We start from the raw sequence: 18,993 nt of genomic DNA, 5'->3' as shown, positions 1-18,993 counted from the left end.
GGGGGGGGCGGCCGCCCGGCGGGTGTCAGGAGCGGTCGAACCAGGGGTAGAGCGGTGACGACTCGTCGAAGGCGCCGGGGCGGCCCCGCTCGTCCTTCGTGACGAAGACGCTCGGCTCGGAGGCGGTCACGCCGCCGCCCGCGGAGCGCGCGGTGACGAACCAGGCGTACCCGGTGCCCGGCTTGAGACCGTCCCACCGCACCGACGCCGTGCCGCCGGAGTCCACCGTGGCGGTGCCGATGGTGCCCGTCGGGTTGTACAGCGCGAGCGAGTCCGTGCGGAAGGTGGTGGTACGGGTCGTCAGGTCGACCGGCAGCACCATGTTGTCCTCACGCCCGTCGTACCGGCGCAGCGGGTCGAACTCCCCCGCCCCGAAGTTGTCCAGCAGCGGCGAGTAGGTGTCCACCGTCAGCTCGGAGCGGTCCACGTCGAACTGCAGCATCCGGAAGAAGCTCGCGCCGAACTGCAGCTGGTCGTCCGGCTGGTAGCCGCCGACCTCCGTGAGGCCGAGGCGGTCCGCCGACACCGTGTAGAACTGGTAGTCGGCGAGCAGCTCGACCACGCCCTTGCCGACCTGGCCCACCTTCGGCTTCACGTTGGTGCCCACCCCGTGCTCGTGTCCGGCGAGGATCAGGAACACGTTGGGGTTCTTCTCCACCACCGTCTTGTAGAGCATCGAGCCGTCGGGCGCGGAGAACGCGGCGCCCCGTCCGTCCGGGCTGGCGCTGGGCACGAGGTAGTCGTGCGACAGCAGGATGCCGTTGCGGTCGGGGTAGCGCTTGAAGACCGAGTCGGCCCATTCGGCCTCCTCGCGCGTGACGCCGTACGACAGGCCCACCACCACGAAGTCCAGGCCGCCGGCCGAGAACAGGTCGTAGTGGTTCTGGTTGTCGCCTGGCTTCCACGCCCCGCCGTAGGAGGCGTGCTCCCAGCCCTTGGCGGCACTCTCGTAGCGGCCGGGGCCGTAGTACGTGTTGTACGCCGCCTCCGGGCCGGTCTCCGTACCGGACTGGTTGTCGTGGTTGCCGGCGATCACGCCGTTCGGGACGCCCGCGTCGTCGAGGACCTGCTGCGCCTTCGAGGAGACCTCGAACTCGCCCCTGATCTGCTCGCGCATCTCGTCGGTCGTGGGCTTGCGGATGTTGTTCTCGATGATGTCGCCGGTGTGCGCGACGTAACTGATCCTCCGCTCGTCCTTGTTCGCCCGGATCCACTCGGGGATCTCGGCGTACGCCGACTCCCACACCGCGCGCTCCTCGGCCGTCTCCTGCTCCACCGCGCCCTCGGAGAGGTACTGGGTGTCGGTGAAGTGGACCAGGGAGAAGTCGTAGGAGTCGGGGTCGGCGAAGCGGTTCGGGTCGCCGGGCTCGATGTCGTCGGCGAACGGGTCCTCACCCGTCACCAGCACGTGCACCTGCTGCACGTCGATGTGGTCGGCGCCGACGACGGCCGTCAGGGTGGTGTCGCCCCCGGCGGCGCCGCGGGAGCTGGTCAGCAGGTCCCACTTCTTCGTCCGCAGGTTCCAGGCGCGGAGCCCCGCCAGCCGCTCCGGGTCGATGGAGCCCTGCCAGCGCAGCACCGGGGCGTCGACGTGGCCCTCGACCTGGACGTCGTAGCGCTGGTACGTGATCTCCTGGCCGGCGGGGGCGTCAAGTGTCCTGCCGTCCGCCGGGCCGAGCGCGTCGGTCGCGACGAGCTTCTCCCCCGGGACGCGCAGCGTGGTCGGCAGAGCGGTCGTGGTGCCCTGGTAGACCTGGTTCGGGGTGAGGATCTCGGCCTCCGAGAACGTCGCCCTGACCTTGCCGTCGTCCGGCTCGGCGACCCTCGCCGAGAGCGTGGCGGAGCCGCCCACGTCGGTGGCGCCCAACGGCGGGGACAGCTCGGCCGGGGCGTCGGGGATGCCCGCGGACTCGAACTCGACGGTGCGCGTCGCGGTGTTGCCGAGGCCGTCGGCGGCGGTCACGGCCAGCGTGTGCGTACCGGCCTTCAGGCCGGGGCCCACCGGCTCGCCCAGGCTGATCGCCTTGCCGTCCAGCTTGACGTCCGGGCCGGAGACGACGCCGGAGCGGTCCTCCATCCGCACGTCCAGCACGACGTTCGCGGTGATCCGCTGCCCCGCGGCCGGGACGCTGGTGGCGACCTTCGGCGCGGTGTTGTCGGTGAACAACTCGCGGGTGGCGGTCTTGTCGCTGCGCGAGACGGCGGCCAGGGTGTGCTTGCCGTCGGCGAGGGCCGTCGTGTCGACGTCGGCGCGCAGACCGCGCTCGGGCGCGTCGACGACGAACTCCAGGTCGATCTCGGTGAGCGGGTTGACGCTGCTGCCGCAGTTTCCGTCGCCGAAGCTGTAGGAGTTCTTGACCATGCGGCCGGCCGCGGTGCCCTCGGCGGGCCTCAGCACGATGTCCGAGAGCGCGAAGTCGTCCCGGTTGGCGCCGCAGGACGTCGGGAACGTACCGGCGACGAAGTCGATCGTGTTCCAGCCGGGGACCAGGTACTCGTCGGGGAAGGTGAAGTCGACCCGGCGGCTGACGAAGTCGCCGTCGAGCACCACCTTCTGGCCGTTGACCAGCATATAGCTCTGGTAGCGGGCCTCGATGGAGTTGCTGCCCACGGTGAAGCTGAGCGTGGCGTTGCCGGAGCCCAGCGTCGGCTCCACGCGCATCGCCGGGCCGTCGAGGGTGTAGCGCAGCGCGGCCTCGCGCAGCGCGGTGGTGCTGCTGCCGCAGGCGCCGTCGCCCATGACGTACGACGGCTGGATGTCGTGGCCGGTCGCGGGGGCGCCCTCGAGGGTCAGCTCCAGGTTCGCGATGGTGAAGTCGTCGCGGTTGGCGCCGCAGGACTCGCCGAAGTCGCCGGTCACGACCTTGACCGTGTTGTCGCCGGGGACCAGGAAGCGGGCCGGGACGGCGATCGTCACGCGCTGGCTCACCCAGGTGCCGCCGAGGTCGACGCGCTTGCCGTTGACCAGCAGGTAGTTGTCGAACCGGTCGTCGATGGAGTTGTCACCGACGTCGAAGGAGAGCAGCGCGGCGCCGTGGCCCAGGGTGGCCTTCGCGGGGGGCGCGGAGCCGTCCACGGTCAGCGCGCGCACCCCGGCGTCGGTGTCGCCGGCGGGCGCGGTCGCGAAGACGGACTGGTCGCCGCGGACCAGGGTGCCGTCCTTGGGCAGCAGCCGGGGTGCCCCCGGCGGCGCGTTGTTCACGGTCACGTCGTGCGTGACCGTCTGACCCGAGACGGTGCGGGTGCTGAGCGTGTGCGGGCCGTTGGCCAGCTCGGTGGTGTCCAGGTCCCCGGTCAGGCCCGTGGTGCCCTGCGGGTCGCCCTGGACGTAGAACTTCAGGGTGGCTTCCTTCAGCAGGCTGGTGTTCGTACCGCAGCTGCCGTCGCCGAACGAGAAGGTGTACGGGTTGTCCTCGCCGTCCGCGACCTCGCCGAGCAGCTCCAGGCCGACGTCGGAGAGGACGAAGTCGTCGTAGTTGGAGCCGCAGGAGGTGGTGACGGCACCGACGACGATCTCGACGGTGTTCTCGCCCTGGACGAGGTGCTCGTTCGGGATCTCGAGCGTCGCCCGCTCGTTGACGAAGTCGCCGATGTCGATCCGGTAGTCGCCGTTGACCCGGACATAGCTGTGGTACACGGCCTCGGTGGAGTTGGAGCCCACGTCGAAGCGGAGCCGCGAGACGCCCACCGTCCGGGTGGCGTCGACGGGCGTGCCGTCCACGGCGAGTTCGGTGACGCTGTCCCCGGCGGTGGTCGGGGCGGCGGCCGCCTTGACGGTTCCTTCGAGGTAGGAGTCGTCCGCGGGCTGGAGTGTGGGCGGTGAACCGGCGGTCGGGGGGCTGGGTTTACCCAGCTCCGAGTCCGCGAAGGCCGCCGGCGTGAGGTTGCCGGCGAGCAGTGTGGCGGCCGCGGTGACGGCTATGAGCCATCCGCGGCCTGAAGTCGGCTGCATCTGGTGCAGTCCTTCCATCCGGGCCAAGGTGCGATGAGGCAACGGACACGGTGGAGGAGCCAGGTGAACGCAGGGGAGTGCGGGGCTTATGCGCGGGGGAACGTAAGCGCTTGCCCGTGTGACCGAGGGTAGAGGGGCGCACGGGGCTTGACCAGAGGCCCGGTTCATCCGATGCGCAGGGCGCCCCGGGAGGCGAGGACTCACCCGTACGGCCCACCCGCATGGTGGTCCCCGGGCCGTTGCCGAAGGCTGACCTCAGCAACGTCCGCTCCGCAGTGCGTCCGCTCACCGCCGGTGGTGAGGCCGTTCCGTCCCCCGAGGTGTCAGTGGGTGTCATCAAGGACAATCCCGAGCTCGCGCTCTTCCTCTGTCTCGCGGCCGGCTACCTCTTGGGGAAGCTCCGCGTCGGCCCCATCCAGCTGGGCGGTATCGCCGGCACCCTCATCGTCGCCCTGTTGCTGGGCGCCTGGACCAAGGTCGAGATCGACGAGGACGTGAAGACGGTGTTCTTCGCGATCTTCATCTTCGCCCTCGGCTATATGGCCGGACCGCAGTTCTTCGCCAACCTCAACCGCAAGGGCCTGCGCTTCGGCGTGCTCTGCCTGATCGAGCTGGTCTGCGTGGTGGGCATCGCGCTCGGCCTGGCCAAGGCGTTCGACCTGGACGTCGGCACCGCCTCGGGCATCCTGGCCGGCGCCGCCACCGAGTCCGCGGTCGTCGGTACGGCGACGGAGGCCATCGGCAAACTGGACGGCCTGACCGCGGACCAGATCTCCGAGTACCAGGGCAACGTGGCCACCGCGTACACGGTCTGCTATCTCTTCGGCCTGATCACGATCGTGCTGTACACCAGCCAGTTCATGCCGATGATGCTGCGCATCAACCTGCGCGACGCGTCCCACGAGCTGTGGCTGAAGATGCGCGGGGGGAAGGGCTCGCTGGAGGCCGACGAACTCCCCTCGCTGCCGTCCATGGTCAGCCGCACGTACCTGGTGACCGGGGGCGACGGGCTGACGGTCGGCGCGCTGCAGCAGAAGGCGAAGAGCCTCGTCACCGTCGAGGCCGTGAAACGCGGCAGCAGGATGCTCACCCCGGATCCCGGGCTGGAGCTCACCCTCTCCGACCTGGTGCTGGTCGTGGGCCGGCGGGCCGAGGTGATCGACGCCGGCCGCCATCTGGGCCCGGAGACGGCAGGCATCCCCGGCGTGGAGACCCCGCTGACCACCCAGCAGGTCGCGGTGACGGAGAAGGCGACCGCCGGGCTGACCATCGACCAGATGCGCGCGGAGCACCCGGAGTTCGGGCAGGCCGGGGTGTACGTCACCGAGGTCGTCCGCAACGAACAGCACCTGCCCGCCTCCGGCGAGACGGTCCTGGCGCGCGGCGACGTACTCACCCTGGTCGGCGCCCGCTCCGGGCTCGGCCGGCTGGTGCAGAAGATCGGCGCGGTGGTCAAGAACGACGCCACCGACTTCATCTATCTGGGCCTGGGCATCGTCGCCGGCTCGCTGCTCGGCCAGATCGTCGTGCGCTTCGGCGACATCCCGCTCTCCCTGGGCACCGGCGGCGGCTGTCTGATCTCCGGCCTGGTCTTCGGCTGGTTCCGCTCCCTGCGCCAGACCTTCGGCGCCTTCCCCACCCAGGCCGCGACCACCCTGAAGGACCTGGGCCTGGCGGTGTTCATCGCCTGTACGGGCCTGACCTCCGGCCCGCAGGCGTGGCCCCTGCTGCAGGAGTACGGCGCGCTGCTGCCGTTCGCCGGCATCGCCATGGTGCTGATCCCGGCGACCATCTCGCTGTTCGTCGGCCTGAAGCTGCTGAGGATCGAGAAACCGCTGCTCATCGGCGCCATCGCGGGCCAGCAGTGCTCCACCCCGTCCATCACCGCGATCAGCCAGGTCGCCCAGTCCACCGTGCCGCTGCTCGGCTACACGATCACCTACACCATCTCGAACTTCCTGCTGCCCCTCACCGGTCCGGTGCTCGTCGGCATCCTCGGCAACTGAGCGGAGGCGTACGTGATCGACTTCCTCAACCGGAACATCTTCCAGCCGTATCCCGAGCTGCTGGTGTTCGTCACCGTCGCCCTCGGCTTCCTGGTCGGGAAGATCCGCTACAAGGCGATCGCGCTCGGCGCGGTCACCGGCTGTCTGATCGTCGGGCTCTTCCTCGGCGCCCAGTTCAAGGTCGAGATCAACGGCACGGTCAAGAGCCTGTTCTTCATCATGTTCCTGTTCGCCCTCGGCTACCGGGTCGGCCCGCAGTTCTTCCGGGGCCTGAAGAAGGACGGCCTGCCGCAGGTGGTCAACGCGGTCGTCGTCTGCGTGACCGGCCTCCTGGTGTGCTGGGGCTTCTCCGCGATGCTCGGGTACGGCCCCGGGCTGTCCGCCGGTCTGCTCGGCGGCGCGCTGACCCAGTCGGCGGTCATCGGTGTCGCCCAGGACGCCATCGGCAGCCTGCCCGGCTACACCGCGGACCAGCTGAAGACCGAGGAGAACCTGGTCCCCATCGGCTACGCGGTGACGTATCCGCTCGGCACCATCCTGTGCGCGATCCTGCTCGCCAACATCCTCCCGCGCCTGTACCGCAAGGACCTGGCCGCCGAGAGCGCCCAGCTGGCCAAGGAGCTGGACGCGCGCCAGGAGGACCCGGACCTCGGCGAGGGCTACTACGAGGTGGTGCTGCGGGCGTTCACGGTGCAGCGGCCCGACCTCGTCGGCCGGACCATCGACGACTTCGAGCACCAGCAGCAGGAGCTGGGCCGCCGCGTCTACATCACCCAGGTACGCCGGGACGGGAAGGTCATCGACCACACACAGCAGACGGCGGTCCGCGAGGGCGACGTGCTCGCCGTCTCGGCGCTGCGGCACGACCTGGTCGACTTCGACGCCCGTACGCACATCGGGCCCGAGACGGACGACGTCGAACTCCTCGGCTACCGGACCGAGTCGCTGCACGTCGTCGCCTCGGAGAAGGCCCAGCTCGGCAAGACCATCGGTGACCTGCGGCGCGAGCCGTTCATGGTCGGCGTGTACGTCGACAAGCTCTACCGCTCCGGCTCCGAGTTCCCGTACCGGCTGTCCACCGGGCTGGAGCGCGGCGACACGCTCGTCCTGACCGGCCCGAAGCGCCTCGTCGATCCGGCCGCGCGGGAGATCGGCAAGCCGGTGCCCACCAGTTTCGCCACGGACATGGTCTGGGTCGGCCTCGGCATCTTCCTCGGCGGCTGCCTCGGCATCCCGGCCCTCACCGTCTCCGGGGTGCCGATCTCGCTGTCCACCTCGGGCGGCGCGCTGATCATGGGTCTGGTCTTCGGCTGGATCCGCGGCAAGTATCCGACGTACGGCAACGTCCCGCCGGGCGCGCAGTGGTTCATGGACACCCTGGGCCTGTGCCTGTTCGTGGCGGTGGTCGGCATCAACGCCGGGCCCAGCTTCACCTCCGGCCTCTCCGAGGCCGGCTGGGGCCTGCTGCTGTTCGGCGCGGTGGCCACCCTGATCCCGCTGGTGGTGGGCTTCGTCGTCGGCCACTACGTCCAGAGGATCCGCTTCCCGATCCTGATGGGCGTACTGGCGGGCGGCCAGACCACCACGGCGGCGATCGGCGCGATCAACGAGGCGTCCCGGTCCCAGATCCCCACGCTCGGCTACACGGTCCCGTACGCCGTCGGCAACGTGCTGCTGACCATCTGGGGCGCCGTGATCGTCATCCTCCAGCACTGACCCCAGCACCCGCACTCCCGAAGGACGGACCGCATGCCGAAGACCACGTTCAGCCGCGACGAGATCCACCGTCTCGCCCAGCTCTCGCCGTTCGAGCTGAAGGACAAGTTCATCCAGCTCGCCGAGGAGGTCCAGAAGCACGAGCCGGGCCAGAAGGACAAGTCGTCGGTCCAGATGCTCAACGCCGGCCGCGGCAACCCCAACTGGGTGGCCACGGGCCCCCGCGAGGCGTTCTACGCGCTCGGCTACTTCGCCCTGGCCGAGTCCCGCCGGGTGTGGACGGCCGACGACCTCGGCGGCATGCCGGAGCTGAAGGGCTCCGGCGACCGCTTCGACGCGTTCGTACGGCAGCACCCGGACCTGCCCGGGATCGAGCTGCTGCAGAAGTGCGTGGAGTACGCGCTGGAGCGCTTCGGCTTCGACAAGGACGCCTTCGTCCACGAGCTGACCGACTCGATCACCGCGGACAACTACCCGGTGCCCGACCGGATGCTGGTCCACGCGGAGCGGATCGTCCGGGCGTACCTCGGCGACGAGCTGTTCGACAAGCGGCCGCCGGAGGACAACCTCAGCCTGTTCGCCACCGAGGGCGGCACGGCGGCCATGTGCTACGTCTTCGACTCGCTGATGAAGAACGGACTGCTGAAGAAGGGCGACCGGATCGCCCTGATGGTCCCGGTGTTCACACCGTACATCGAGATCCCCGAGCTGGACACGTACGAGTTCGACGTGGTGCTGGTCAACGCGAGCAAGTTCACCGAGGTCGGGGTGCGCGAGTGGCGCTATCCGCCGGAGGAGGTCGCCAAGCTGGAGGACCCCTCGGTGAAGCTGGTCTGCCTGGTCAATCCCTCCAACCCGCCGTCCCTGGCGCTCAGCGCGCGGGTCGCCGCCCAGATCCGGGACATCGTGGCCACGAAGAACCCGAACCTGCTCATCGTCACCGACGACGTCTACGCCACCTTCGTCGAGGGCTTCCGCTCCCTGGCCGCGGACATCCCCCGCAACACGCTGCTGGTGTACTCGTACTCCAAGCACTACGGCGCCACCGGCTGGCGGCTCGGGGTCATCGGGCTGCACGACGACAACGTCATCGACGAGATGATCGCCGCGCTGCCGCAGACGGAGAAGGACCGGCTGAACAAGCGCTACGGGTCCCTCACCCTGGAGCCGGAGAAGATCCGCTTCATCGACCGGCTGGTCGCCGACTCGCGCCAGGTGGCGCTGAACCACACCGCGGGCCTGTCCCTGCCCCAGCAGGTGATGATGACCGTGTTCTCCCTGTTCGACCTGCTCCCCGAGGGCCAGGCGTACAAGGACAAGGTCCGCGCCATCGTCCAGCAGCGCCTCGACCTGCTGCTGGAGGGCGCCCGGATGAAGATCTCCGACGACCCGAAGCGGGCCGGCTACTACATCGAACTCGACCTGCTCGCCGAGGCCGAGCGCGTGCACGGCGCGGACTTCGCGGCGTTCCTGCAGAAGAACTACGAGCCGGTCGACCCGCTGTTCCGCCTCGCCGAGCAGACGGGCGTGGTGCTGCTGAACGGCGGCGGCTTCGACGGCCCGGAGTGGTCGGTCCGCGTCTCCCTGGCCAACCTCGACGACCTGGACTATCTGAAGATCGGCCACCATCTGCACGCGATCTTCACCGACTACGCCGAGGAGTGGCGGGCCACCACGGGGGTCTAGCGGGCGCTCAGCGGATGCCGGGGCGCCACACTGGAGGCGACCCCGGCCTGTGGAGGCGCATCGGCGTGGTGGAGCAGCGGTTCGACCGGTGGAGCGCCGGTGGTGCGTACGAGCGGTACATGGGGCGGTGGAGCCGGGCCGTGGCGCGGGAGTTCGTCGTGTGGACCGGCGAGCGGGGGCCGCGGTGGCTCGATGTGGGGTGCGGCACCGGGGCGCTGTCGGCCGCGGTGGTCGAGCGGTGCCGGCCGGGGCTCGTCGTGGGGGTGGACCGGTCGGCCGGGTTCGTCGCGGCGGCGCGCGACGGTGTGCGCGGGCCCGCGCGGTTCGTCGTCGGGGACGCGATGCGGCTGCCGGTGCGCGACGGGGCGTTCGACGCCGCGGTCAGCGGGCTGGCGCTCAACTTCGTGCCCGGGCCGGACGCGGCCCTCGCCGGCATGGCGCGGGCGGTGCGGCCCGGTGGGCTGGTCGCCGGGTATGTGTGGGACTACGCCGGGGGGATGGGGCTCCTGCGGCACTTCTGGGACGCGGCCGCCGCGCTGTCCCCCGACGCCGTCGAGCTGGACGAGGGGCGTCGCTTCGCCTGGTGCCGGCCGGGGCCGCTGCGCGCGCTGTGGGCCGGTGCCGGGCTCGTCGACGTGGCCGTCGGGGAGGTGGAGGTGACGATGGTGTTCGCCGGCTTCGCCGAGCTGTGGGAGCCGTTCCTGGCCGGACAGGGGCCCGCGCCCGGGTACGCCGCCGCGCTGCCGCCGGCGGACCGACGGCAGCTGAGGGACCTGTTCCGGGCGGGGCTGCCCGTCGGGCCGGACGGCTCCATCGCCCTGTCCGCCCGCGCCTGGGCGGTGCGGGGGCGGCGGCCCTGACCTGGGCGCTCATCCCTCCGCGGGCAGCGCACCCGCCGCTGCCCTACACCGCAGACGGACCACCGCGAGGCGGCCCAGGGCGGCTCCCCGGCGCTCGAGGCCGCCGCCGTCGGTGGCGGGGTGCCCCTCGACGGCGGTGACCGTCAGCTCCACCGCCGCGAACTCACCGTCCGCGGCCATCGGATCGGCCAGTATCCGGGCCCTCCCCCGCACCGTCCACGGCGCGTCCGCGGCCATCAGGGCCAGGGCGGCGTCCCGGGTCCCGGACCTCAGCCGGGCCAGGGTGCGCCCGGCGCGCGGCACGCTCAGCAGGACGCTGTCGGACGCGGCCCGTACGGGTCCGTGGACCACTTCCGCGTACGGGCCGTCGTCCGCGGAGGTGGCGAGGACGGCGAGGGCGCCGGCGGGCCAGTGCGGCAGTGCGGTCATGACGCGTTCCGCCTTCCCCGGCCGCCGCCTGCGCCGTCAGCCCCAGGCTCCGGCCGTCTGGCGGGTGGGGGCGTTGAGCCGGTTGAAGAGGTTCGTGATACCGATCATCAGGAGGATCGCGGCCAGTTCACGCTCGTCGTAGTGCGCGGCCGCGTCCTCCCAGACCTCGTCGGACACCGCGTCCGGGCGGTCGCTGAGCCGGGTCGCGGCCTCCGCGAGCGCGAGCGCCGCGCGCTCCTCGTCGGTGAAGTACGGGGCCTCGCGCCAGGCGGCGACGGTGAAGAGCTTCTCGTCGCTCACGCCGGCCCGGCGCGCTCCCTTGGCGCCGGAGTCGACGCACGGGCTGCAGCCGTTGATCTGGCTGGCACGCAGGTGCACCAGCTCCAGCGTGGACTGCGGCACGCCGCCCTGGTACGCGGCCTTGTACAGGCCCTGGACGGCCTCGACGGCGCCCGGCAGGACGGTCGCGGGGTTCGCCATCCGGGGCTGCGGGAGGGTCGAAGGGACAGTTGCTGTGGTGGTGTTCGTCGTCATGCTTCGACGGTAGGCGCGGGGCGGCCGCGGTGGCTTCTCCATTCCTGATCGATCCCGTGCGTGGGCGTCGTCGCAGGTCGGAGAAGGACCGCGGCCGCGTCGAGATCACGAATCGGCGAACGTGATCTCCCGCTTGAGGATCTTGCCGGTCGCGCCCTTCGGCAGGGCGTCGACGAGCTTCACCTCGCGCGGGTACTTGTAGGCCGCGACGCGCTCGCGCACGTACTCCCGCAGCTCGTCCGCCGTCGCCCCCGCACCGGGGTGCAGGGCGACCGCGGCCGCGACCTCCTCCCCCAGCGTCGGGTGCGGGATGCCGATCACGGCGGCCTCGGCGACGGCGGGGTGCTCGTAGAGGACCTCCTCCACCTCGCGCGGGTAGACGTTGAACCCGCCGCGGATGATGAGGTCCTTCTTGCGGTCGACGATGTAGAAGTACCCGTCGTCGTCGATCCGGGCCAGGTCGCCGGTGCGCAGCCAGCCGTCCCGCAGGGCCTCGGCGGTGGCCTCCGGGCGGCCGAAGTAGCCCTTCATCACGTTGTGGCCCCGCACGCACAGCTCACCCACGCCGCCCCGCACGTCGATCAGGCGCATCTCGACGCCCTCGATCGGGGTGCCCACCGAGCCGGCCTTGCGCGGGCGGTCGGGGTGGTTGAAGGAGGCGACGGGCGAGGTCTCCGACATACCGAAGCCCTCCAGCACCGGGGCGTCGAAGCTCTTCTCGAAGCCGTGCAGCACCTCCACCGGCAGCGAGGATCCGCCGGACAGGCACAGGCGCAGCGACGACGTGTCGTGCGCGTCGGTGCGGGCGGCGAGCAGCGCGGCGTACATCGTGGGCACGCCGGCGAAGACGGTGACGCCCTTGTCCTGGACGGCCGTCAGCGCCTGTACGGGCTCGAAGCGGGCCATCAGCGTCAGCCGGGCGCCGACGGTGACGGCGGCGTTCATGGCGCAGGTCTGGCCGAAGGTGTGGAACAGCGGCAGGCAGCCCAGCACCACGTCGTCGGACGTGAGCCGGAACAGCGAATGCGCGCAGATCTCGGCGTTGCGCCGCAGGTTGGCGTGCGTGAGCTCGGCGCCCTTCGGCGAGCCGGTGGTGCCGGAGGTGTACAGCAGCACGGCCGTGTCGTCGTCCGCGCGGTCGGTGAGGGCGGCGGGCTCCGGGTGTCCGTCGAGCAGCGCGGTGAGCGTGCCGGCGCCGAGCGGGACCACGTCGGTGCCGGTGCCCTCGGCGCCGCGGCCCGCTTCCTCGGCGCACATCTCGTGGGCGAAGAGCAGCACTGCACCGGAGTCCCGCAGGTAGTGGGCGATCTCGCGGGACTTCAGCAGCGGGTTCATCGGGACCGCGACGGCGCCGGCGCGCAGGATGCCGTAGTACAGGACGGGGAAGTCGGGCACGTTCGGCAGCATCACGCCGACGCGGTCCCCCGGCGCGACGCCGCGGGCGGCGAGCAGGGCGGCCACCCGGCCGGCGCAGGCGTCGAGTTCGGCGTACGACAGGGCGTGCCCACCCAGTTCGACGGCGGTACGGGCGCCGTGGACGGCGGCGGTGTGCGGGAGGATGGCGGCGAGGTTCATGGGGGGTGCCTTCGGTTCCGGGTGGGGGGCTCAGCCGCGCAGGGCGGAGGCGAAGATGCCGGGCAGCTTCGCGGCGGACGGCGCCGCGGTGAAGCGGGTGAGCCGCTCGACGGTGGTCAGCGCCGTGCGGTTGGTGACGAAGTACGGCGGGCGCGGCGACAGCGACGGCGATCCGGTGAACAGGCCGCGGGGCGCGGGGGCGAACGGCGCCTCGAGGACCGTCTTCTGGACGTCCTCGAGCATGAACGCGTTGTGCACGAAGCCGATGCCGCTGCCGATGTCCTGCCGGGTGTGGCCCGGGTGGGCGCCCCACGGTGTGAAACCGAGCAGGAAGCCGATCGCGGACCACACGTTGATGCCGAGCGTTCCGTAGCGCAGACCGGCGATCGCCGCGTCGACGGCGGCGCGGTGGGCGCGCCGGGTCGTCGGGTGGACGAGCAGGGTGGCGCCCAGGGTGCCGGGCAGCGTGTCGTTGGCGAACTCCACGGCGGCGGGCAGGAACTCGTCCACCGTGGCGCCCGGCAGCCGGACGACGCCGAGCGCGCTGCCGAAGACCTCGTCGGTGATCAGGACGTCGTGCTCGGCGGGCACGTCCGGGACGAGCACGCGGCAGCTGCCCTCCCCGTACGTCTCGGCCTCCGGGTGCTCCTGCAGCACGGCGCCCAGCCGGCCGCCGGCACCCGGGTAGTAGTCGGTACGGGGCGGCAGTTCGCCGAGCACGGTGCGGATCTCGGCCAGCAGCCGCTCGGAGCCGTCCCAGTCGCGCGGGAGGACGAGGATCTGGCTGGCGACGCAGTTGTGGCCGGAGTTGTTCATCTTGCTGGTGACGATGTGCTCGGCCTGGTAGCGGAAGTCCGCGGCGCTCCACGGGCCGGGCGTGACGATGCAGGGGCTGACGCCGCCGAGTTCGGTGCTGAACGGCTTGTCGAGCAGCGGTGTGTCGGCGCGGCGCCGCTCCTCGGCCTGCTCGTCGGTGCCCCACACGATCGCGTCGTGGGTGCGGTCGCTGCCGGTGACGTGCAGTTCGGCCACGCCCTCGTGGCCCGCGAGGTACGCGCCCTCGGCGGCGCCGCCGTCCACGAAGCGCACCCAGCCGCGCTCGCGGAACTCGGCGAAGACGTGCTCGAAGTGCGGGCGGAGATAGGCGTTGACGGGGTTCATCTTCGCGACGACGACCCGGCCCTCGACGATCAGCTTGTGCAGGATGTCGAGCGCGGTGATCGCCGCGACGTTCCCGGCGCCCAGCACCAGGGCGACGCCGGGGCGGCCCGGGCGGCCGCGGTACTCCCCCGCCGCCCGGTCCAGCACCTGGCGCGGCGTGGTGCCCGGCCGCGTCCACACCTGGGCCGTGAACCCGTTCAGCAGCAGCCGGTCCCACCCCGTGGCGGGGAAGACGTCGACGAGGGTGCGTCCGTCCCGCTCGTGCACCGCGCGCGCCTCGACGGGGTCCTTGCCGGCGGCGATCCGGCGCAGGACGTGCAGGTACGCGCCGGTCCCCTGGGCCAGCGCCCAGGGGGCGCCGATCCAGTCCTCCGCCGCCCACGGCGACGTGGCGTCGTACCCCTTGGCCGCGGCGGCGTCCGCCGCCATGGCCGCCGCCCGGTCGGCGATCCGCGGCAGCAGCCGCTCCAGCAGCGCGATCCGCTCGGCGAGCGGGGTGCGGGTCCACGACTCGGCGCCGTCGCGCAGCTCGGTGACGGTGCGGTCGAGCGCCGCGGTGTCGACGGTGGGGGTGGCGGTCATGGGGTCGTCTCCTGATGTCGGCTGCGGTGGCGGGGCGTTCGGGCGGGCGCGGCGGTGTCAGGCGTTCAGCCCGGGCGCGTCGGCGTTCAGGCGTTCAGTTTCGCGCGGTCGCGGGCCGGGTTGACCAGCGTGGTGGAGACGAGACCGCCGACGACCAGCAGGACGCCGGTGGCGATGATGGCGTTCTGGTAGCCGGTGTCGCCCTGCTTGTCGACCATGACGCCGACGACGGCGGGGGCGATCAGACCCGCGGTGGTCGTCACGGCGTTCATCACGCCGAGGGCGCCGCCGGCCCGGCGCGCCGGGGCCAGCTCGGAGATCGTGGTGACCGCGACGGCCGCGTACGAACCGCCGAACCCGAGACCGAGCGACAGGGCCGCCACCTTGGCGCCGGCGCCGTCCACCAGGGGCACGCACAGACAGCAGACGGCACCGATGAGCAGCATCGCGCCGCCGACACCGCCGCGCGCCCAGCGGGTGTCGACACCGCGGCGCATCAGCCGCCCGGTGACACCTGCCTGGGCCATCAGGACCACCGCGCCGACGGCCCAGGGGATCACCACGAGCCGGCCGGCCTCGGCGGAGGAGTAGTCGAGGGCGTTCTTCAGGTACGACGGCAGCCACACCAGCATCAGCGCCACGGCCCAGTAGCCGGTGAAGTAGGCGCCGGTGACGGCCAGCCAGGTGCGGGTGCGGAAGATCCGGCGGTACGTGACGTCCGCGGCGGCCGGCTCCTCGGTGACGGCAGGCGCCCGGTCGTCGGTCCGGTACGCACCGTGCCCGCCGAGGAAGTGCCAGGCCACCGCCCACACCGCGCCGAGGACGGCGAGCACCCACAGGGCGGTGCGCCAGCCGTGGTTGTCGATGACCCAGGTGAGCCCGGGAGCCGCGGTGATCACGCCGAGCGTGATGCCGAGGGTCACCAGGGCGCCGGGCAGGTTGCGGCGGTGGTCCGGGAACCAGCTGAGCGCGGTGTTCTGGGCGACCGGGAAGGCGGGCCCCTCCGCGGCGCCGAGCAGGATCCGCGAGCCGACCAGGACCCCGAGTCCGCCGCCGACGGCGGGCGGCACCTGGGCCACCGACCACAGGACGGCCATCATGAGGATGACCGTGGCGGGCCGCACCTTGTCGGCGTACATGCTGACCACGATCGCGGCGACGGAGAAGAGCAGGAAGAACGCGCTGTTGGCGAGGCCGAACTGGGTGGCGCTCAGGTCCAGATCGGCGCGGATCTCGTCAGCCGCCAGGCCGAGGACGGACTTGTCCGCGAAGTTGACCATCATGAAGACGACCAGCAGGACGACGACGGTCCAGGCGCGGGTCCGGTGGGTGCGGTCCGGTGACGTGGCTGCGGCGGGCTTCGCCGGCGCGGTGTCTGCGGCGGTCACAGCGGGACGCCCGCGATCGCGATGCGCTCCATGACGCGGCGCTGCGGGAAGTAGTCGTTGATCGCGTAGTGCTGGGTGGCGATGTTGTCCCAGATGGCGATCGAGTCCGGCCGCCAGTGGAAGCGGATCTGGAACTCGGGGATGCGCGCCTGCAGCACCAGGATGTCCAGCAGGTCGCGGTTCTCCGCCTCGGACAGGCCCTTGATGAAGCGGGTGAACGGCTCGTTGACGTACAGCGTCCTGCGGCCGCTGCGCGGGTGCCGCACCACGACGGGGTGTTCGACCTGCGGCCAGTTCTTGCGGAACGCGGCCTTCTGCTCGTCGTTCATCAGCGCGCCCCAGCTGGCCTCCCAGTCGTGGACGGCGACGAGGTCCTCGATGCGCTCCTTGATGTCCTCGGGCAGGTTGTCGTAGGCGGCGCCCATGTCCGCCCACATCGTGTCGCCGCCCGCGGCGGGCACCTCGACGGCGCGCAGTACGGAGCCGAGGGCCGGGTTGACCATGAAGGAGTGGTCGCTGTGCCAGATGTTCTTGTTGCCGGACGCCTTGGCGTCCTTGGCGAGGCGCGAGACGCCGACGTGCTCGGTCTTCGGGAAGAAGGGGTTGGGCTCCGGCGGGCCCCAGACGCCGGCCAGCTCGAGCTGGTGCTCCGCGGTGAAGCCGGTCTGCTCCCGGAAGAAGACCACCTTCCACTCCAGGAGCGCCTGGCGGAGCTCCTCGGCGAGGTCCTCCCCGATCGGCTGCGTGAGGTCCACGCCGCTGATCTCGGCGCCGAAGTGCGGGGTCAGCGGGGTGATGCCGAGGATCTTGTACGCGGGCTGCTCCGCACCCGGCGCCATACGGTCAAGCGTGCGGCGCCCGTAGTGCATCAGCGGCTTGTCGAGTACGGGCTTCGGGTCGGCGACGACGGTGTCGGACATGGTTCCCTCCGGCGACGAGCGTTTTCGTTACCGGCAGTATCGATATGCGGTCGCACCTCTGGCAAGGGGGTTCGGCCCTCAATTTCAAAACCGTCGGTAACGTATTGCCGTCGGGCCCAGGAATCCCGGGAACGCCCAGGTCAGGGCTGTGCGGCGACGGCGCGGCCGACCAGCTCGACGACGGATTCCACGAGCCGCGGATCGGGCTGGCGCTGCTCGCCGACCATGCGGAACACCAGGGAGGCGGCGACCAGGGTCACCGCCGCGTCGACGTCGACGTCCGCGCGCACGTCGCCCCGCGCGATGCCGCGCTCCAGGATGTGCCGCGTCTCGGAGGTGACGCGGGCGGTGTACGCCCCGTAGGTGCCGCGCTCCGCGCCGGGCTCGGCCGCGGCGGCCATCACGCCGGCCAGCAGCCTGTCGACGCCGGGCGTGCGGTACGCCTCCATACGGGCGGTGAGCACCGCGCGCAGCTCGGCGCGGAAGTCGCCCATGTCGGGCACGGACAGCGCGCCGACGCGCGATTCGGCGGCGGCGATGACCAGGTCCCGCTTGGTGGCCCAGCGCCGGTACATCGACGGCTTGCTGACGCCCGCCCGGGCGGCCACGGCGTCCATGGTGACGGCGCCCATGCCCTGCTCGGCGACCAGCTCCACCACGGCGTCCAGCACCGCGCGGGTGACGCGCTCCTCCCGGGGCCGCCCGGGCCCCCGCCCGTTGCCCCGGCCCACCTGCTCCACCGTCATGCCCCTGACCCTACGGGGCCAGGGGGACGGGGCTCCACCTCGGGGGCTCGGGGCACGGCGGGCGTGGACTCCCCCGGATCCGCCGGGCGTGACGACTTCCGAGGTGTAAGGCCCCGCCGTGCGTGACGGCCTTGGAGGTGTAAGGCCCGCCACCCACGGACAGCGGGCCTTACACCTCCGGTGGAGCCGCGGGAACCTCTCAGCTCCGGCCGAACAGCCCGTCCACCCACGGGGTGACGTCCGGCAGCGAAGCCGCGAGCACGCCCCGGTGGTCGGTCCCCGGGTAGGTGAGGTACGTGACGTCCACCCCGTTCGCCGTGAGCTGCTCGTTCAGCTGGTCGGTCCACGCCGGCTGGATGACCGCGTCCGCCCCGCCCTGCGCGAGCAGCACCGGCACACGGGGGGCCAGCGTGCCGGGCTCGTTGTCGGCGAGGACCTGGTCGAACGCCGAGAGGTCGACGTCCTTGCGGAAGATCTCGTCGGTCTTCAGCGACCCCCACGACTGAGCGTCGCGCAGCTGCCCGATGCAGAGCGTGTCCGCGTCGTCCATCAGCTCCTGGGCGCGCGGAGTGAGCAGCTCCTCGTCCGTCAGCCCGCTCGCGGTCTCCGCACCGCGCACGATCAGGGGCATGAACGAGCTGATGCCCGCGACCGGCACGTTTCGCAGGGCCGGTACGGCGGTGCTGAGCTGGGAGCCCGGCGCCAGGGCGACCGCGCCGAGCAGCCGCAGCTCCGGCGTCCACCGCGCGGCGAGCTGCGCCGTGTAGATCGCCGCGTGACCGCCCTGGGAGTGGCCGTAGGCCACCCACCGATCGCTCAGCGCGCCGGAGAGCTGGTGCGCCGCCCGGGTCAGGTCCGCCGCGGCCCGCGCCTCGGCCTCGCCGATCAGATAGCTGTGCTCGCCGTCCGTGCCGAGCCCCTGGTAGTCGGTCTTGGTCACCGCGTACCCGCGTCGGACCCAGGGCGCCAGGGTCTGCTGCATGGCCTGCAGATAGTCGTGGGTGGGGTTGTCGGCCGAGTCGAGGGACGGGGCGCAGGCGTCCGCGACGCCGGTCGTGCCGTGCAGCCAGGACAGCACCGGCCAGCCGCCCTTCGGCGGCTTCCCGTGCGGGACGGCGACCGTGCCCGAGACCGCGACGGTCCTCCCCTGCGGCGTGACCGAGCGGTACACGACCCGCCAGTTGTCGGCGCCCTCGAACGCCGCGTCACCGGTGAGGCGTTGCGCCCAGATCAGGCTGCCGTGGTCGCCGCGCTCGGCGAGGGCGCGGGGCGGGTGGTAGAAGGCCGCGCCCTGCGGGCCGACGGGTATGCCGGTCACGTCGCCGGCCGCCGCAGGGGACGCGGTCGCGAGGAGCGCGGCGAGCGCCGAGGCGGCGCAACAGGCGGCGATTCCCTTGCCGTACCGCGCGAGCGGACGTCGAACAGTCATGGTGTGCGT

13 protein-coding genes are annotated in these 18,993 nt (G+C 71.8%); 4 read left to right on the top strand and 9 right to left on the bottom strand.

Annotated elements, in window-relative coordinates:
- Positions 1 to 25: 25 nt before the first annotated feature.
- Positions 26 to 3,970: a metallophosphoesterase gene (locus AB0M28_RS15860; RefSeq protein ID WP_365404002.1), complete on the bottom strand. Its 3,945-nt coding sequence runs from the start codon at positions 3,968 to 3,970 to the stop codon at positions 26 to 28.
- Positions 3,971 to 4,278: 308 nt separating this feature from the next.
- Here AB0M28_RS15860 and aspT (AB0M28_RS15855) point away from each other — a divergent pair, with 308 nt between their 5' ends.
- From aspT (AB0M28_RS15855) to AB0M28_RS15840, 4 genes are all read left to right on the top strand, one after another.
- Positions 4,279 to 5,958, top strand: a complete 1,680-nt coding sequence (aspT, locus tag AB0M28_RS15855) for an aspartate-alanine antiporter (protein WP_365404008.1) — start codon at positions 4,279 to 4,281, stop codon at positions 5,956 to 5,958.
- Between the two features lie 12 nt (positions 5,959 to 5,970).
- Complete coding sequence (aspT, locus tag AB0M28_RS15850) at positions 5,971 to 7,674, top strand: aspartate-alanine antiporter (RefSeq protein ID WP_365403999.1); 1,704 nt, start codon at positions 5,971 to 5,973, stop codon at positions 7,672 to 7,674.
- A 33-nt stretch (positions 7,675 to 7,707) separates the two neighbouring features.
- A complete protein-coding gene (locus tag AB0M28_RS15845) occupies positions 7,708 to 9,360 on the top strand; it encodes a bifunctional aspartate transaminase/aspartate 4-decarboxylase (RefSeq protein WP_365403996.1) in 1,653 nt (550 codons plus the stop codon).
- 65 nt (positions 9,361 to 9,425) lie between these two features.
- Positions 9,426 to 10,220, top strand: a complete 795-nt coding sequence (locus AB0M28_RS15840; RefSeq protein WP_365403993.1) for a class I SAM-dependent methyltransferase — start codon at positions 9,426 to 9,428, stop codon at positions 10,218 to 10,220.
- 9 nt (positions 10,221 to 10,229) lie between these two features.
- Here the strand turns inward: AB0M28_RS15840 and AB0M28_RS15835 are convergent, their stop codons facing one another.
- From AB0M28_RS15835 to AB0M28_RS15800, 8 genes are all read right to left on the bottom strand, one after another.
- Positions 10,230 to 10,649: a hypothetical protein gene (locus AB0M28_RS15835; RefSeq protein ID WP_365403990.1), complete on the bottom strand. Its 420-nt coding sequence runs from the start codon at positions 10,647 to 10,649 to the stop codon at positions 10,230 to 10,232.
- 36 nt (positions 10,650 to 10,685) lie between these two features.
- Complete coding sequence (locus AB0M28_RS15830; protein ID WP_365404005.1) at positions 10,686 to 11,129, bottom strand: carboxymuconolactone decarboxylase family protein; 444 nt, start codon at positions 11,127 to 11,129, stop codon at positions 10,686 to 10,688.
- A 159-nt stretch (positions 11,130 to 11,288) separates the two neighbouring features.
- The gene (locus AB0M28_RS15825) at positions 11,289 to 12,758 is read right to left on the bottom strand and encodes a long-chain fatty acid--CoA ligase (protein WP_365403987.1); all 1,470 of its coding nucleotides are present in this window, start codon (positions 12,756 to 12,758) and stop codon (positions 11,289 to 11,291) included.
- A gap of 30 nt (positions 12,759 to 12,788) precedes the next feature.
- Positions 12,789 to 14,501, bottom strand: a complete 1,713-nt coding sequence (locus AB0M28_RS15820) for an aldehyde dehydrogenase family protein (RefSeq protein ID WP_365403984.1) — start codon at positions 14,499 to 14,501, stop codon at positions 12,789 to 12,791.
- A gap of 86 nt (positions 14,502 to 14,587) precedes the next feature.
- Entirely contained in the window at positions 14,588 to 15,889 is a 1,302-nt protein-coding gene (locus tag AB0M28_RS15815; RefSeq protein WP_365403981.1) for an MFS transporter, read from the bottom strand.
- Complete coding sequence (locus AB0M28_RS15810) at positions 15,886 to 16,809, bottom strand: TauD/TfdA family dioxygenase (RefSeq protein ID WP_365403978.1); 924 nt, start codon at positions 16,807 to 16,809, stop codon at positions 15,886 to 15,888. The genes AB0M28_RS15815 and AB0M28_RS15810 overlap by 4 nt, the downstream gene beginning before the upstream one ends.
- 140 nt (positions 16,810 to 16,949) lie before the next feature.
- On the bottom strand, positions 16,950 to 17,555 hold the full coding sequence (locus AB0M28_RS15805; protein WP_365403975.1) for a TetR/AcrR family transcriptional regulator: 606 nt from the start codon (positions 17,553 to 17,555) through the stop codon (positions 16,950 to 16,952).
- A 199-nt stretch (positions 17,556 to 17,754) separates the two neighbouring features.
- Positions 17,755 to 18,984, bottom strand: coding sequence for a lipase family protein (locus AB0M28_RS15800; protein WP_365403971.1), 1,230 nt, complete (start codon positions 18,982 to 18,984; stop codon positions 17,755 to 17,757).
- Positions 18,985 to 18,993 lie beyond the last annotated feature (9 nt).

Origin of the sequence: Streptomyces sp. NPDC051940 (assembly GCF_040680895.1) — a bacterium.
Classification (GTDB): Bacteria; Actinomycetota; Actinomycetes; order Streptomycetales; family Streptomycetaceae; genus Streptomyces.
Note: the sequence above shows the minus strand (reverse complement) of the source record. Positions and strands in the feature narration are given on the sequence as shown.